Source organism: Halococcus salsus (assembly GCF_009900715.1).
Lineage (GTDB): Archaea > Halobacteriota > Halobacteria > Halobacteriales > Halococcaceae > Halococcus > Halococcus salsus.
In genome coordinates this window covers 118,197-132,785 of record NZ_JAAAJC010000005.1, presented here as the reverse complement: position 1 = coordinate 132,785, position 14,589 = coordinate 118,197, and the positions used below count along the sequence as shown (strand labels likewise).

The following is a 14,589-nucleotide window of genomic DNA, read 5'->3' as shown; positions in this document are numbered from 1 at the left end:
CGCGGTTTCGAGCGACTGAAGTAGCCCGCAGCGCTATCGAGACCAGTGTCACAGCAGGTCGGACGGGTCGGAACGCTGTTCGTTCACGGGGCTGGCAACGGCTATCTCGTCGCCGTCATGGACGGGGACCAGCGCACGCTCTCGGCCCGCCTCGACCTCGGCGAGACCGACGCCGGCCCGCGGCCCGCGAAGTTCGGGGTGAAACACTCTTCGGGCGAGGAGCCACGCTCGCCCGACCAGTTCGTCGAGCTCGCCCGCCGCGCCGACCGTATTCGAATATCGGAGCAGACCGGGCGAAACCAGCGCGAAGCGTTTCAGGAGATGCTCTCGGGCTACCAGTTGGACGCCAAGCGGGTCCGGACCTGCCGGTACTGCGCGGCGGCGGGGCGGTACTCGCCGATCACGACCGAGACCGCGATCGAGGCCGACGGCGAGCGGATCTGTCCCGACTGCGCCCGGCAGGAACTCGAACGCGAGATCGCCCACCACGACGTCTCCGGTACGGCCGCCGACCGCCTCCACGAACTCCTCCAGTCCGTCCAGGACCTCGACCGGGTGAAGAACCTCCTCTCGGGCCAGCTCGACCCCGACCTCACCAAGTTCGACGAGATGAGCGCCACCACGGAGGCCGTGAACCCCGTCTCCGTGGATTCGCTCGACCTCCATCCGAACTTCCAGTCGCTCGTGTCGGACCGGTTCGACGAACTACTGCCCGTGCAGAGCCTCGCGGTCGAGAACGGCGCGCTCGACGGCGACGACCAGCTCGTCGTGAGCGCCACCGCCACGGGAAAGACCCTGATCGGCGAACTGGCGGGCGTCGACCGCTTACTTCAGGGCGAGGGCAAGATGCTCTTCTTGGTGCCGCTCGTCGCGCTCGCGAACCAGAAGTACGAGGACTTCCAGGACGACTACGGCCACCTCGCGAACGTCACCATCCGGGTCGGTGCGAGCCGCGTTCGCGGAGACGGCGAGCGCTTCGACCCGAACGCCGACATCGTGGTCGGGACCTACGAGGGGATCGACCACGCGCTCAGAGTGGGTCAGGACTTGGGGGACATCGGCACCGTCGTGATCGACGAGGTCCACACGCTCGAAGACGACGACCGTGGCCACCGCCTCGACGGCCTGATCGCCCGGCTCAAGTGGTACTGCGAGAACCGGCGGCAGGAGCGCGCGCGGGACGAGCGAGGCGAGGGAACCCAGTGGCTCTACCTCTCGGCCACGGTCGGCAACCCGAACTGGCTGGCGAACCGCCTCGACGCCCGGCTCGTGGAGTTCGAGGAGCGGCCGGTGCCCATCGAACGTCACGTCACGTTCGCCGACGGCCAGGAGAAGGCGCGGGTGGCGGACAAGCTGGTGAAACGCGAGTTCGACCGGAAGTCCTCGAAGGGGTATCGTGGTCAGACCATCATCTTCACCAACTCGCGGCGGAGATGTCACGAGCTCAGTCGAAAACTGGAGTACGACGCCGCGCCGTACCACGCGGGGCTCGATTACTCCCGGCGGAAGACCGTCGAGCGGAAGTTCGCCGACCAGGAGCTAGCGGCGGTGGTCACGACCGCCGCGCTCGCCGCCGGGGTCGACTTCCCGGCCTCGCAGGTGCTCTTCGACTCGCTCGCGATGGGTATCGAGTGGCTCACGGTCCAGGAGTTCCACCAAATGCTCGGGCGGGCGGGACGACCCGACTACCACGACCGGGGGGTGGTCTACGTCCTCGTCGAACCCGACGGAAGCTACCACGCGAGCATGCCGGGCAGCGAGGACGAGACCGCCTTCAAACTCCTGAAGGGCGAGATGGAGCCGGTGGCGATGCGCTACGACGAGACCGATGCGGTGGAGGAGGTGCTCGCGAACGTCGCGGTGGCGGGCGGCGGCGCGAAGGCGCTGACCGGGCGGATGGTCGGGGAGGTCCCGCTCAAACACGCGGTCGGCAAACTCCTCGACTACGGCTTCATCGACGGGCTCGAACCCACACCGCTCGGTCGGGCGGTGACGCGGCACTTCCTCGAACCCGGCGCGGCGTTCACGATGCTCGACGGCATCCGAAAGGGAAGCGACCCCTACGACGTGGTGGCCGACATCGAGCTCCGTGGCGAGGAGGACTAGAGGAAGGGCCCGACGAGGTCGACGAGCGCGGGGACGAACGCGAGACCGAACATCGAGAGCAACACCACCAGCACCGCGGCCGGCAGCCCGCCGATGGCGACGACGAGCACCGTGAGCCAGTTCACCTCGACGGGGAAACCGAACCAGCCCGCGACGAGGAAGACGAGCAGCCCGACGACCGCGTTGACGATGAACGGCCGGAGCGCCTGGAGCACGCGTATCCCGACGAGCAAGAACAGGACCGCGACGGCGAGGACCGCGAGTTCGAGTCCCGTAACCATGCCCGATGCTTACACGAGATGGATATAGACCTTCCGTCACGTCCGAGCCGCCCGTGGCGATTTCGGAACACGGAGCCGTCCGTCGGACGGCGACCGCGTGCTGTCGAGGGAACGGAAGGATTATTCGCACGCGTCCGATAGGAGCGATACGGGACCGTGGGTTAGCCTGGTATACTTCGGGCCTTGGGTGCCCGTGACCGCGGTTCAAATCCGCGCGGTCCCACTCGTGTTCTCTCGTTGTCGACCACAACCGACCGGCACTGTCGAATCGTTGGGTGCCGACCGATGACCCGGATGTGGTGTGTTCCCGTGGAAATCCTCTGCGAGCAGCATCTCGCCGGCGAGCACGCCGAACACCACCAGCTCGAAGGCACGATCCTCCGGCATCCACACGGCGAGGCGATCGCCGAGGGCCACGCCGAGAAGGGCAACATCGACACGACGCGGTTGGAGGAGCGCCACGACGACCTCGCGGCGGAGATGGAGCGCCGTGGGATGAACCACGACAGCCCGCTCGACTACGACGGGCCGACGTTCGGGGCCGGCGCGATCGACGTTGAGCGCAATCGCGAGGATCTCCTCGAACGGTGTGACGACTGCGCCGCACGCGCCCGCGAACGGCCCACCGAGGCCTGACGACCCTCCCGTTGTCGGTTCGACGCATCCCTCTCACAGGTTCACTTTCGCCCTACCCAGTACGAAAGTTCTTAGCGGGGAACGCATTAGTTGGGACCAAGATGGCCAGCGCGGAGAACGCCGAACTGATAGACGATTTCGAGGAGTTCTACCGCAACTACTACCGGAACGAGATCGGCGAGCTCGCCCAGAAGTACCCGAACGAGAAGCGCTCGCTCTTCATCGACTGGAGCGACCTCTACCGCTTCGATTCGGACCTCGCCGACGACTACCGCTCACAGCCCGGCCAACTCCAGGAGTACGCCGAGGAAGCCCTCCGGCTCTACGACCTGCCGGTGGACGTCGGTCTCGGCCGCGCCCACGTCCGGATCCGTGGCCTCGGCGAGACGACCGAGATCCGGGAGATCCGAGCGCGTCACCGTGGCCAACTGCTGAGCGTTCAGGGTATCGTCAGAAAAGCGACCGACGTCCGCCCGAAGATCACCGAGGCGGCCTTCGAGTGCCAGCGGTGTGGCACGCTCACCCGGATCCCCCAGACGGGGAGCGACTTCCAAGAGCCCCACGAGTGCCAGGGCTGTGAACGACAGGGTCCCTTCACCATCAACTTCGACCAGTCGGAGTTCGTCGACGCCCAGAAATTACGGGTACAGGAGAGTCCGGAAGGGCTTCGCGGTGGCGAGACCCCCCAGAACATCGATATCCACATCGAGGACGACATCACTGGTGAAGTCACGGCGGGCGACCACGTCCGCGTGACGGGTATCCTCCACCTCGACCAGCAGGAGACCAACCGGGAGGCCTCGCCGATGTTCGACGTCTTCATGGACGGCATCGCGGTCGACATCGAGGACGAGCAGTTCGAGGACATGGACATCTCGGAGGCCGACAAACGCGCCATCGTCGAACTCTCCACGGAGGACGACATCTACGAGCAGATGGTCGGCTCGATCGCGCCCTCGATCTACGGCTACGACCAGGCCAAGCTCGCGATGATCCTCCAGCTCTTCTCGGGTGTCGCGAAACACCTCCCCGACGGCTCGCGGATCCGGGGGGACCTCCACATGCTCCTGATCGGGGATCCCGGGACGGGGAAGTCCGTGATGCTCCAGTACATCCGGAACATCGCGCCGCGGTCGGTCTACACCTCGGGGAAGGGGTCGTCGAGCGCGGGGCTGACGGCGGCCGCGGTACGAGATGATTTCGGCGACGGCCAGCAGTGGACGCTCGAAGCCGGCGCGCTGGTGCTCGCCGACCAGGGTATCGCGGCGGTCGACGAGCTGGACAAGATGCGCCCCGAGGACCGATCGGCGATGCACGAGGCGCTCGAACAACAGACCATCTCGGTCTCGAAGGCGGGGATCAACGCCACCCTCAAGTCGAGGTGTTCGCTGCTGGGGGCGGCGAACCCCAAGTACGGGCGATTCGACCAGTACGAGTCCATCGGCGAGCAGATCGACCTCGAACCCGCGCTGATCTCCCGATTCGACCTGATCTTCACCGTCACGGACACCCCCGACCCCGAGGAGGACAAGAACCTCGCCGAACACATCCTCCGGACGAACTACGCGGGGGAACTCAACACCCAGCGGACCGAGCAGACCGCGGCGAACGTCTCGCAGGCGGAGGTCGACGCCGTGACGGACACCGTCGCCCCGGCCATCGAACCCGAGCTCCTCCGGAAGTACATCGCCTACGCCCAGCGCAACTGTTTCCCGACGATGACCGAGGAGGCCAAGGAGGCGATCAGCGACTTCTACGTCAGCCTTCGCTCCGAGGGAGCCGACGACGACGCGCCCGTGCCCGTCACGGCCCGAAAACTCGAAGCCCTCGTGCGGCTCGCGGAGGCCTCGGCCCGCGTTCGGCTCTCCGACTCCGTCGAGCTGGAGGACGCAGAACGCGTCATCGAGATCGTCCGGTCGTGTCTCAAGGACATCGGCGTCGACCCCGAGACCGGCGAGTTCGACGCCGACATCGTGGAGACGGGCCAGTCGAAGACCCAGCGCGACCGTGTCAAGAACGTCAAGGCCCTCATCAGCGAGATCGAGAGCGAGTACGACTCGGGTGCGCCGGTCGACGAGGTGCTCGACCGGGCCGAGGAGACCGGCATGGAGCGCTCGCAGGCCGAACACGAGATCGAGAAGCTCCGCCGGCAGGGTGAGGTCTACGAACCACAGACCGACCACCTCCGAACGACCTGAACTACCCCCGGAGGTCGTGATAGGTCGCCCGGAGCGTGACGGGGGTGACGCCCGCGACGTCGGCGGCGGCCTGCTGGGTGAGCGAGCCGTCCAGCTCGCGCGCGGCGGTGTAGAGACAGGCCGCGGCGACCCCGCTCGGGTTTCGGCCGCTGGTCACCCCGAGCGACTCGGCTTCCCCGACGAGTTCGCGTGCTCGTCTCTCGACGGCGCTCGAGACGTCGAGCAGACTCGCGAATCGGGGTACGTACTCGGCGGGGTCTATCGGCCCCGTCGGGAGGCCCAGCTCCCGGTTGAGCGCGTCGTAGGCCGCGACGAGTTCGCCGCGAGTGGCCTTGGCGGCCTCGCGGACCTCCGCGATGGTTCGCGAGAGCCTCTCGGTTCGACAGACCGCGTAGACCGCCGCGGCGGCGAAGCCTTCGAGCGACCGCCCCCGGAGGAGGTCCGCGTTCTGGGCGGACTCGAAGAGCACGCACGCCCGGTCGCGAACCGTCTCCGGGAGCCCGAGCGCACCGACCAATCGACGGATCTCGGTGAAGGCGTAGACCCGGTTTCGCTCGGCTTTCGAGGCGATCCGCGCGCGGTTGTGCTGGCGGCGCAGACGTGCGAAAAGCCTGCGTTTCCGCCCGGTGAGCCGGGTCGACCGGCCGATCTCGGTCGAGAGCCCGCGGTCGTGGCGCGAGCGCGTGAGGGGCGCACCCGTCCGCTTTCGATTCGGACCGTCGGCGAACGACCGCCACTCCGGACCCCGGTCGATGTTGTCCTCGGCGACGACCAGCCCACAGCTCGTACAGAACGTCTCGTTACCGGACCCGCTCAGGGAGCCGTTGCATTCGGGACACGCGTACCTCGTCTCCATCACGAATCCTCCCACACCGGCCCACTACTTAATATTTTCTTGTTTTTCCTATCTTAGATTAAAAATATGTTAGCGAGCACCGATACGGTCGGCGATGGCGTCGAGCTCGTCGTCGGAGAGGTCGGGTCGGTCGCCGGCGACGGCGTGGATCGGCGCGCCGCCGTCGTCCGAGAACCGTGGGATGACGTGCCCGTGGACGTGCGGGACCTCCTGACCGGCGGCGGGACCGTTGTTGAACGCGACGGTGGTGGCGTCGGCGTCGACCGCGGCTTCGACGGTGGGCGTCAACCGGTGGAGGGTCGAGAAGACCTCGGTCGCGAGGTCCTCGGGGAGGTCGTCGAGGCGCTCGTGGTGGTCGTTCGGCACCACGAGGGTGTGGCCGGGTGCGAGCGGGTTCGCGTCGAGGAACGCGGTCGTCCGGTCGGTCTCGGCGACGATACGACCGGGGATCTCGCCGGCGACGATACCACAGAACGGGCAGTCGGGGTCGTTCGAGCTCATGGGTTGATGGCGTGATGCCGGGGGACCATCGGACGCGCCCGACAAAGAGGGTTCGGGACGGGTGTCGGCGGACCGTCGAGCGGGGGCCGGCAAGCCACAACGGTTTGAATCGGCTGTTCCATGTTCGGCCATGTCCGAGACCAGAACCGGTCCGCCAACGAGCCGCGCACGGCTCGGGTGGTGGCTGTTCGTGTTCGTGCTCGCGGTCTTCGTCGCGTTCGTGGTGTCCTCGTTCGCCGGCATGGTCGTGCTCGCGGTCTTCGGCTACTACGCCACCCGCCCGATCTGCCGGTGGCTCGGGAACTACATCGACTCCGACGGCATCGCGGCGGGGCTCACGGTCCTCCTGATCGTGGTGCCGATCATCGCCCTCGTGCTCTATACGGGCCTCAGCATCATCCAGCAGCTCTCGGGCGTCGTGAGCCTCGGCAACGGGACGAGCGGCGCGCTCGACCTCAGCATGCTGCCGCCGGCACAGGAACAGACGGTGCAGACCCTGCTCCAGAACCCACAGCAAGCCATCAGCCAGCCCCGTCAGCTCGCCCAGACCGCGTTCACGCTCGGGAGCCAGGTGCTCGGCGGGGTCGCCGGCGGGCTCGTGCTCGTCGGGCTGGCGCTGACGCTCGCGCACTTCCTCCTGACCAACGACGACCAGCTCGCCGAGGGCTTTCGAACCCTCGTAGGCGGGCGCGACACCACCGCCTACGCCTACGCCGCGGCGGTCGACGAGGACCTCGAATCCGTCTTCTTCGGCAACCTGCTGTTCGTGGGCGTGATGGCGGTGCTCGCCGGCGTGGTGTACGTGGCCACCAACCTGATCGCGCCCGCGGGCCTCACGATCCCGTTGGTGTTCGTGCTCGCGGTGTTGACGGGGATCACCAGCCTGATCCCGATCGTCGTCGGGAAGGTGATCTACCTCCCGGTCGTGGCGTATCTGGCCGTGCAGGCGTTCGAGAGCGGGGAGAGCGGCGCGTACCTGTTCGTCGTCGGCGCGCTCGTCGTCTACTTCCTCGTGCTCGACATCATCCCGCAGACGTTCATCCAGCCCGTGCTCACCGGCCGCCAGCTCGACGCCGTGGTGATCATGTTCGCCTACCTGCTGGGCCCGATCCTGTTCGGCTGGTACGGCTTCTTCTTCCTCCCCATCGCGTTCGTCGCGGTGCTCGAAGCCATTCGGATCGTGCTCCCCGAACTCGTTCGGGGCGAACCCCTGACCCCGACGGTCTCGCTCGGCGAGAGCATCGGGACGGACCCACAGGCCGACCGCGAGGACGTCACCGACGACGCGACGCCGAACGTCGACGGGACGACGGACGAAGCCGACGACCAAGACGACAGCTGAGATGTGATTCGTGGGATGTGTCGCACGCCGCGAAAAGTAGTTCGAGGGTTCAGCGCTGAGAGTCGCGCAGGATGAACGGCCCGATCGCGAGGGTGCGTTTCGCGATGGTCGCGATCCGTGCGATGTAGGAGATGAGCAGGAGGAAGGGTAGACAGGTGATGACGAACGCGATGGAGGTCACCCAGACGAGCACCGAGACCCCGAGGACGACCCCCGAGAGCGAACTCCCGCCGAGGAAGGTCGTCATGAAGCCCGCGACGATCAGCGCCGGCACCGAGACGTAGAGGATGTTCTGCGAGAGGCTGATCAGCTCCCACTCGAAGTAGAGCGTCTTGATGTGCTCGCGGGCCGGGCCGAACATCGTGAGCACCGTCTTGAGTTCGTCGAGCCGCTCGAAGCTCTCCGCCGAGAGGTCGTCGGTGTAGTCGTCGGCGATCCGCTCGGTCTGGAAGACCTTCCAGCCGTAGTTGTAATCCAGCGCGCCGGAGAGCACGTCGAACGAGCCGAACGTCTCGCCGTCGAGCCGGCCGGAGACGGTGTCGGCGTTCTCGATCAGGCTGTTGGTGAACTCGTCGACCTCGCCACGGAGGTCGTCGTTGTCGTTGTCGGCGATCGACTCGCGCAGCCCCTCGGCGCGGTCCTTGCTCTCGAGGATGAGGGCTCTGAGGAACGCCGACGGGTCGGCGGGGGTCGGCGAACCCGTCAGCTCCTCGGTGTAGTCCCGGAAGTCCATGGTGTTGCTCATGCGTTCGCGCTGGTCGCCGAGCGGGCCGTTCTCCTGACTGATAACGATCTGGGAGATAGTCAGCACGAGGGTGACGCCGGTGATGATGGCCGAGATCATCGTCGAGAACAGCGTCTCGATCGTGTCGGCGGTCTGGGCGTCGGTGAGGAGGAACTGATAGAAATACGTGCCACCGAGCACGAACACCCCGAAGATCAACAGCGCGAGCAGCCCGGTGACGACCACCCGGTGGCCCGCAAGGAAGAACCAGACCTTGAGACGGGTTTCACCGGAGCGCTCGCGCATCGTGTTCGCGGTCCCGATGTCCTCGATGCTCTCCTGGTCGAGTTGGGTGTCCTCCTCCTGGGTGTCGATGGTGTCCGCCGCGTCGCTCATTGGGAGTCCGTGGCCGCGTCGCGCGGACGCTTGAGAACGAGGTACTTGGTGCCGCCGCCGGAGTACTCGACGGTGGTCACGAGTTCCCAGCCCTCCGCACCGAGTTCGTTGAGTTCGGCGACCGGGTCGCTCGCCTCCTTCTTGGTCGCCTCGCGAGGCGGCCGGAGGGTGTGATATTCCCACGCGGTCGGGTCGTCAGTGGTCATCATCGAACCCAACGCGGCCCGCCGGTTGATAGTTTCGCATTCGCGGACTGAGTGGCCCATCACGTAAGCTAGAAGGCCGTTCGGGGCCGACCGGAGAACAGTGACCTCCACCCTTCGCCCCCGGCTCCTCGTCCTCGTGGTCGTCGTCGCGCTCGTCGGCTCCGGCTGTGTAACGGCCCAACCGACGATCACCGTTGAATCGAACAGCCCAGCGGTCTTCGAGGGCTTCTCGACGTCCGATGCCTGGGGTGCCTCCTCCATCCAGGCCTCCGTCTCGCTGACCCCGCAGGCGACGACGAGCCTCGGGGTGACCGAACTCTCGGTCGTGACCGAGAGCGGGAAGTCGTTCTACACGACGACGGTCGATGCGGGCCAGACCAGCGTCACGCTCCCGCTCCCGGTCGGCACGACCGCGACGGTGGTGGCGGTGAACACGGTCAACGGCACGACCGTCGGCACCGCGAACGTGACCACCAGCGGCAACACGCTCCCCTGACCATCCACGTCTTGCCACGGTCGCGCAGTTCGTTCGCTCCCCGGCGAAACATGGACTAACAGCCCGTCGGGTTCCCACGGGAAGAGCTTCGTTCGCCTCGTTCCCTCCCGGCGATCGGCCACGCTCCGATCGCAGTGAGGTTCTGCCTTCAGTCGACCCTCACACCATTCGTTCGCGGGTCAAATACCAACCGCTCCGCCACCGCAACCGTCCCGCGACGGCCACGAGCCTCCCCAACCGACTCACTCCGCTCGGGCACCGCCCTCGCGTCGTTCATCCCTCGCACGCCGATTCGCGGCCGCCGCTCGCTATCGCTCGCGCCACCCGCATGCGCGCGCCGACCGCTCCAACCTCGTCAGCAAAACGCTCCGACCTCGCCAGCAGAACTTCGTTTCGAGCCGTTGCCCTGCTATCCTGACCGACCGGCGTCGACGTCGATCGCGTCGACGGGACAGACGTCGACACAGAGCATACAGTCGATACACTGGATCTCGTTTGCGGGTTCGGCCTTCCGCTCGCTCTCGGGGTGACCGGGGGTCTCGACCCACTCGAAGACGTCGACGGGGCAGTCCTCCAGACACGCGCCGTCGGCGAGACAGATGTCGAAATCCACCGCGACGTGCGTGCCGTGGATGCCCAGTTGCTCGGGTTCGTCGACCGGTCCCCAGACGGTGACGCCGTCGTTCTCGTCGACCGCCTCGCGGCTCCGTTCGAATTCGGGGTCGATGCCCATCGTGTGCGACAGAGGCCGGGCGCTCACTTAAGCCTTCGACCGTGGCGGCCCACGACCGTCCACCGATCAAGGACAACAGGTTTACCTCCACCCGGTGAAATCACTCGGTAATGAAACGACGAGCGTTCATCCGGCGAGCCGGGGGCGGCGCGGTCGGGGCGACGCTGCTCGCGGGCTGTACGAGCGGCGACGGGTCGACGAACGGCTCCGGCTCGAACGGGAGCGCGACCGGCGGGTCGGGGACCACGACCGGTAACACGACCGCGACGGTGGGGTCGGCGAACGGAGGCGGCACCCTCACGGTCGCCACCTACGCGTCGTTCACCGGCGAGGACACCGCGGGCGCGTGGCTGAAATCCGCCTTCGAGGAGCGCCACTCGAACGCGACCGTGGAGTTCCAAGTCCCCGAGAACGGGGTCAACCAGTTCGTCCAGCGCGCCCAGCAGGGGGCCCCCATCGACGCGGACCTGTACGTTGGGCTGAACACCAGTGACCTCGTCCGCGTCCGGCGGCAGCTCGACAGCCCCCTGTTCCGGTCGAGCGGGAACGTCGACGGGACGGATGCGCTCAAGCAGACGCTGGACGTCGATCCGCGAGGACGGGCGATCCCCTACGATACGGGCTACATCACGCTTGTCTACGACGGGACGAAGGTCGACGGGCCGAAGAATTTCGACGCGCTGACCACCTCCCAGTACGCGAACAAGCTCATCACCGAGAACGCCCAGCAGTCGGATCCCGGGCAGGCGTTCCTGCTCTGGACGATCCTCGCGAAGGGCGAGGACGGCTACCTCGATTACTGGCGGGACCTCCTCGACAACGGGGTGCGAGTGCTTTCGGACTGGGAGCCCGCCTACCAGGCCTTCACCGACGGCGAGGCCCCGATGGTGGTCTCCTACTCGACCGACCAGGTCTACTACCACGACTCGAAGGCCCAGCTCCGCCGCCATCAAGTGGGCTTCCTCGACGGGGAGGGCTACGCCAACCCCGAGGCGATGGCGACCTTCGCCGACGCGAGCAACCCGACGCTCGCCCGTGAGTTCATGAGCTTCGTGCTCACCGACCGGGCCCAGTCGGAGATCGCGGTCAGAAACGTCCAGTTCCCCGCCGTGAAGGGTGTCTCCCCGGGAGAGGAGTTCGAGAAGTACGCGAAGGAACCCCCGAACCCCGTCACGATGTCCTACGACGAGCTCGCGGGGTCGGTCGGCGGTTGGGTCGAGGACTGGTCGCGGCTCGTGGCGAGCACCTGATGGCGCGGCGGGCGGAGCGCCTCGCGCTCCCGGTCGGGGTCGTCGCGACGTTCGCGATACTCCTCGTCGTGTTCTACTACCCGGTAGGGAGCGTCCTCGTCGCGGCCGTCGTGCGGAGTGGCCGGCTCACCCTCGGCCCGCTCGCGGACGTCCTCGGCGACCCCTTCTACACCGGCGTGCTGGCCGGCGCGGTGCGCGACCCGTTGGGGGTGCCCGCAGGTCTCGGTGGCTGGGTTCGAGCCGGTTTTCCCTCGATAGGGTTCGGGCTGTTCGGCTTCACGGCTTGGCAGGCCGCGCTCTCGACGGTCGCCAGCGTCGCGGTTGGACTTCCGGGCGCGTACCTCCTCGCACGGTTCGAGTTCGTCGGCCGGCGGACCCTCCGATCGCTCACCATCGTGCCGTTCGTCCTCCCTTCGATCATGGTCGCGGTCGGCTTCCTCGCGATGTTCGGGCAGAACGGCTCGCTCAACGACCTCCTCGGGTTGCTCGGCCTCGGCCCGGTCGGCGGCGTGCTGTTCACCCTCAAGGCGGTCGTGCTCGCCCACGCCTTCTACAACGCGCCGCTCGTGACGCGGCTCGTGACGACCGCCTGGGAGTCGGTCGACGCCCGCCGGGTCGAGAGCGCGCGGTCGCTCGGTGCGTCCCGACTCAGGGCGTTTCGCGACGTCGTGCTGCCCGAACTCGCTCCCGCGGTCCTCACCGCGGCACTGCTGACGTTCGTCTTCACCTTTCTCTCGTTCCCGATCGTGCTCGCGCTCGGCGGGCTCCAGCTCGCCACCGTCGAGGTCTGGCTCTACGCCCGCGTGCAGGACCTCGCGCTGGGCGAGGCCGCGACCCTCGGCACCATCGAGACGGTGCTCTCGCTCTCGCTGACCTACCTCTACCTCAGATACGAGGCACGACAGGTCCGTTCGCGCGGCACCACGACGCTTTCCCGCCACCGACTTTCGGTCGGCTGGCGCACCCTCCGCGACCCGGTTCGAGTCGGACTGTTCGCCTACGGACTCGTCGTGGTGCTCCTGTTCGTCGGCCCGCTCGTGAGCATGGTTGTCGAGAGCTTCACGGGACCGAACGGACTCACGACAGCGAACTACGCCTTCCTCGCGCGCCAGCAGGCCGCGACCGCCGTTGGGACGATACGACCACTGCCTGCGGTCCGGAACTCTCTCCTCTTCAGCCTCGGCACCCTCCTCCTCGCGGTGCCGATGGGGGTGGTGGTCTCGGTGCTCGCGGCGCGGGGCGGTCGCGGGTCCAGAGTTGCCGAAACCCTGATGAGCGCGCCGCTCGCGGTCAGCGGTGTCGTGGTCGGTCTCGGGATGCTCCAGACGCTGGTGTTCGGCACGACGGTGGCCGGCCACCGCCTCGTCGCGAGCGGGCCGGTCGCCATCGTGTTCGCCCACGCCGTCGCGGCCTACCCGTTCGTGAGCCGGAACGTCACACCCGCCCTCTCCGGGATCGACTCCCGCCTCCTCGATTCGGCGCGCTCGCTCGGCGCGAGTCGGTTTCGGGTCCTCCTCGACGTCGAACTCCCGCTGGTGGCGACGGCCGTCCTCGCGGGGGCCGCCTTCGCGTTCGCGATCTCGATCGGGGAGTTCGACTCGACGGTCCTCCTCTCCCAGGGCGTGAACACCTACACGATGCCCGTGGCGCTCGAACGCTACATCGGGAACCGGTCCGTGGGGCCGAGCCTCGGTCCCGCGACCGCGATGGGCACAGTGTTGTTAGTCGTGACCGCGGCGAGCTTCCTCGTGATCGACCGGCTCGGCGGGCGGTGGCAGCCGTGAGCCGGGAGGAGACGGGCGTCGAGCTCGACGGCGTGACCGTCCGGTTCGGGGACGTCGCCGCGCTCCGTGACGTCTCGCTCACGGTCGCCGAGGGCGAGTTCTTCACTCTCGTCGGCCCATCGGGCTGTGGCAAAACCACGACTCTGCGGGCGATCGCGGGCTTCGAGACCCCCGCGACGGGTGCAGTTCGGATCGAGGGGCGGGAGATGGACGGCGTGCCGCCGGAGGACCGGAACCTCGGCGTCGTCTTCCAGAACTACGCGCTCTTTCCCCATCTCTCGGTACGCGAGAACGTCGCCTACGGCCTGCGATTCCACGACCCACCGGACGAGGGTACGGCGGACGAGCGTGTCGCGGATCTCCTCTCGCTCGTGGACATGGCCGACATGGCCGACCGCGACCCCGAGGACCTCTCGGGTGGGCAGCAACAGCGCGTCGCGCTCGCCCGCGCGCTCGCACCGGGACCCGACGTACTCCTCCTCGACGAACCCCTCTCGGCGCTCGACGCGCGCCTCCGCGAGCGGCTCCGGGTCACGCTCAAGGACATTCAGCGCGACCTCGGGATCACGACGATCTACGTCACCCACGACCAGGCCGAGGCGCTCGCGGTCAGCGACCGAGTCGCCGTGATCAACGACGGTCGGATCGAACAGGTCGACACCCCCGAACGGGTCTACCGCGAGCCCGCCTCGCGCTTCGTCGCCGCGTTCGTCGGCGACAACAACCGCTTCGAAGCGGTGGTGACCGGGACGAACCCGCCGCGAGCGTCGGTCGACGGAACCGATGTCGCGCTCTCCGACGACACCGTCGTGGGGGCGAACGAGCCGGTGACGCTCTGTGTCCGACCCGAGGCCATCCGGGTGGTCGATGGGGGCGTGGAACCGTCGGGGGAAGCCACCACGACGCTAGCCGCGACGGTCGAAAGCCGTGAGTTCCTCGGCGACGCCTATCGGGTTCACTGTCGCTGGAACGACCGATCGATACTCGTCAAAACCGGTGGCGAGCGGCCGCCCGAGGGGGACGTCCACCTGACGTTCGACGCCGAGGACGTCCGAGTGCTGACCGACAAGTGATCGCCAG

The 14,589-nt window shown here is 67.4% G+C and carries 14 protein-coding genes and 1 tRNA gene; 9 read left to right on the top strand and 6 right to left on the bottom strand.

All coding sequences use genetic code 11. The features are described 5' to 3' along the window. Window positions 1-45 precede the first annotated feature (45 nt). Window positions 46-2,106, top strand: a complete 2,061-nt coding sequence (locus GT355_RS13360) for a DEAD/DEAH box helicase (RefSeq protein WP_160135087.1) — start codon at window positions 46-48, stop codon at window positions 2,104-2,106. Here the strand turns inward: GT355_RS13360 and GT355_RS13355 are convergent. Further along, window positions 2,103-2,387: a pro-sigmaK processing inhibitor BofA family protein gene (locus tag GT355_RS13355; RefSeq protein ID WP_160135086.1), complete on the bottom strand. Its 285-nt coding sequence runs from the start codon at window positions 2,385-2,387 to the stop codon at window positions 2,103-2,105. The two genes, GT355_RS13360 and GT355_RS13355, sit on opposite strands and share 4 nt — an antisense overlap. 150 nt (window positions 2,388-2,537) lie before the next feature. Here GT355_RS13355 and GT355_RS13350 point away from each other — a divergent pair. From GT355_RS13350 to GT355_RS13340, 3 genes are all read left to right on the top strand, one after another. After that, window positions 2,538-2,610 (top strand) — tRNA-Pro (locus GT355_RS13350). A 62-nt stretch (window positions 2,611-2,672) separates the two neighbouring features. Beyond that, window positions 2,673-3,023 carry a pyrimidine dimer DNA glycosylase/endonuclease V gene (locus GT355_RS13345; RefSeq protein ID WP_275690154.1) on the top strand — a complete coding sequence of 117 codons (351 nt, stop codon included), beginning with the start codon at window positions 2,673-2,675 and terminating at the stop codon, window positions 3,021-3,023. A gap of 101 nt (window positions 3,024-3,124) precedes the next feature. Continuing rightward, on the top strand, window positions 3,125-5,221 hold the full coding sequence (locus tag GT355_RS13340; RefSeq protein WP_160135084.1) for a minichromosome maintenance protein MCM: 2,097 nt from the start codon (window positions 3,125-3,127) through the stop codon (window positions 5,219-5,221). A gap of 1 nt (window position 5,222) precedes the next feature. Here the strand turns inward: GT355_RS13340 and GT355_RS13335 are convergent, their stop codons facing one another. Both GT355_RS13335 and GT355_RS13330 read right to left on the bottom strand, forming a co-directional pair. Further along, window positions 5,223-6,077: a transcription initiation factor IIB gene (locus tag GT355_RS13335; protein WP_160135083.1), complete on the bottom strand. Its 855-nt coding sequence runs from the start codon at window positions 6,075-6,077 to the stop codon at window positions 5,223-5,225. A gap of 69 nt (window positions 6,078-6,146) precedes the next feature. After that, window positions 6,147-6,578 (bottom strand): HIT family protein, encoded by a 432-nt coding sequence (locus tag GT355_RS13330; RefSeq protein ID WP_160135082.1) that lies wholly within the window; start codon window positions 6,576-6,578, stop codon window positions 6,147-6,149. Window positions 6,579-6,708: 130 nt separating this feature from the next. Here GT355_RS13330 and GT355_RS13325 point away from each other — a divergent pair, with 130 nt between their 5' ends. Continuing rightward, the gene (locus GT355_RS13325; RefSeq protein ID WP_160135081.1) at window positions 6,709-7,920 is read left to right on the top strand and encodes an AI-2E family transporter; all 1,212 of its coding nucleotides are present in this window, start codon (window positions 6,709-6,711) and stop codon (window positions 7,918-7,920) included. Window positions 7,921-7,969: 49 nt separating this feature from the next. Here GT355_RS13325 and GT355_RS13320 read toward each other — a convergent pair whose 3' ends face one another. Further along, window positions 7,970-9,040 (bottom strand): DUF7972 family membrane protein, encoded by a 1,071-nt coding sequence (locus GT355_RS13320; RefSeq protein WP_160135080.1) that lies wholly within the window; start codon window positions 9,038-9,040, stop codon window positions 7,970-7,972. Beyond that, window positions 9,037-9,246, bottom strand: coding sequence for a Sp36 family protein (locus GT355_RS13315; protein WP_160135079.1), 210 nt, complete (start codon window positions 9,244-9,246; stop codon window positions 9,037-9,039). Before GT355_RS13315 ends, GT355_RS13320 begins: the two co-directional genes overlap by 4 nt. A gap of 100 nt (window positions 9,247-9,346) precedes the next feature. Between GT355_RS13315 and GT355_RS13310 the strand changes: the two genes are divergently transcribed. Further along, window positions 9,347-9,742: a hypothetical protein gene (locus GT355_RS13310; RefSeq protein WP_160135078.1), complete on the top strand. Its 396-nt coding sequence runs from the start codon at window positions 9,347-9,349 to the stop codon at window positions 9,740-9,742. Window positions 9,743-10,151: 409 nt separating this feature from the next. On the opposite strand, the gene GT355_RS13305 is transcribed toward GT355_RS13310, so the two are convergent. Then, window positions 10,152-10,475 (bottom strand): 4Fe-4S dicluster domain-containing protein, encoded by a 324-nt coding sequence (locus GT355_RS13305; protein ID WP_120071805.1) that lies wholly within the window; start codon window positions 10,473-10,475, stop codon window positions 10,152-10,154. Between the two features lie 110 nt (window positions 10,476-10,585). Between GT355_RS13305 and GT355_RS13300 the strand changes: the two genes are divergently transcribed. Genes GT355_RS13300 through GT355_RS13290 form a run of 3 tightly spaced genes read left to right on the top strand, consistent with a single transcriptional unit; the run spans window position 10,586 to window position 14,582 of the window. Continuing rightward, a complete protein-coding gene (locus tag GT355_RS13300; protein ID WP_160135077.1) occupies window positions 10,586-11,725 on the top strand; it encodes a thiamine ABC transporter substrate-binding protein in 1,140 nt (379 codons plus the stop codon). Then, a complete protein-coding gene (locus tag GT355_RS13295; protein WP_160135076.1) occupies window positions 11,725-13,509 on the top strand; it encodes an ABC transporter permease in 1,785 nt (594 codons plus the stop codon). Before GT355_RS13300 ends, GT355_RS13295 begins: the two co-directional genes overlap by 1 nt. After that, the gene (locus GT355_RS13290) at window positions 13,497-14,582 is read left to right on the top strand and encodes an ABC transporter ATP-binding protein (protein WP_160135075.1); all 1,086 of its coding nucleotides are present in this window, start codon (window positions 13,497-13,499) and stop codon (window positions 14,580-14,582) included. Before GT355_RS13295 ends, GT355_RS13290 begins: the two co-directional genes overlap by 13 nt. Window positions 14,583-14,589 lie beyond the last annotated feature (7 nt).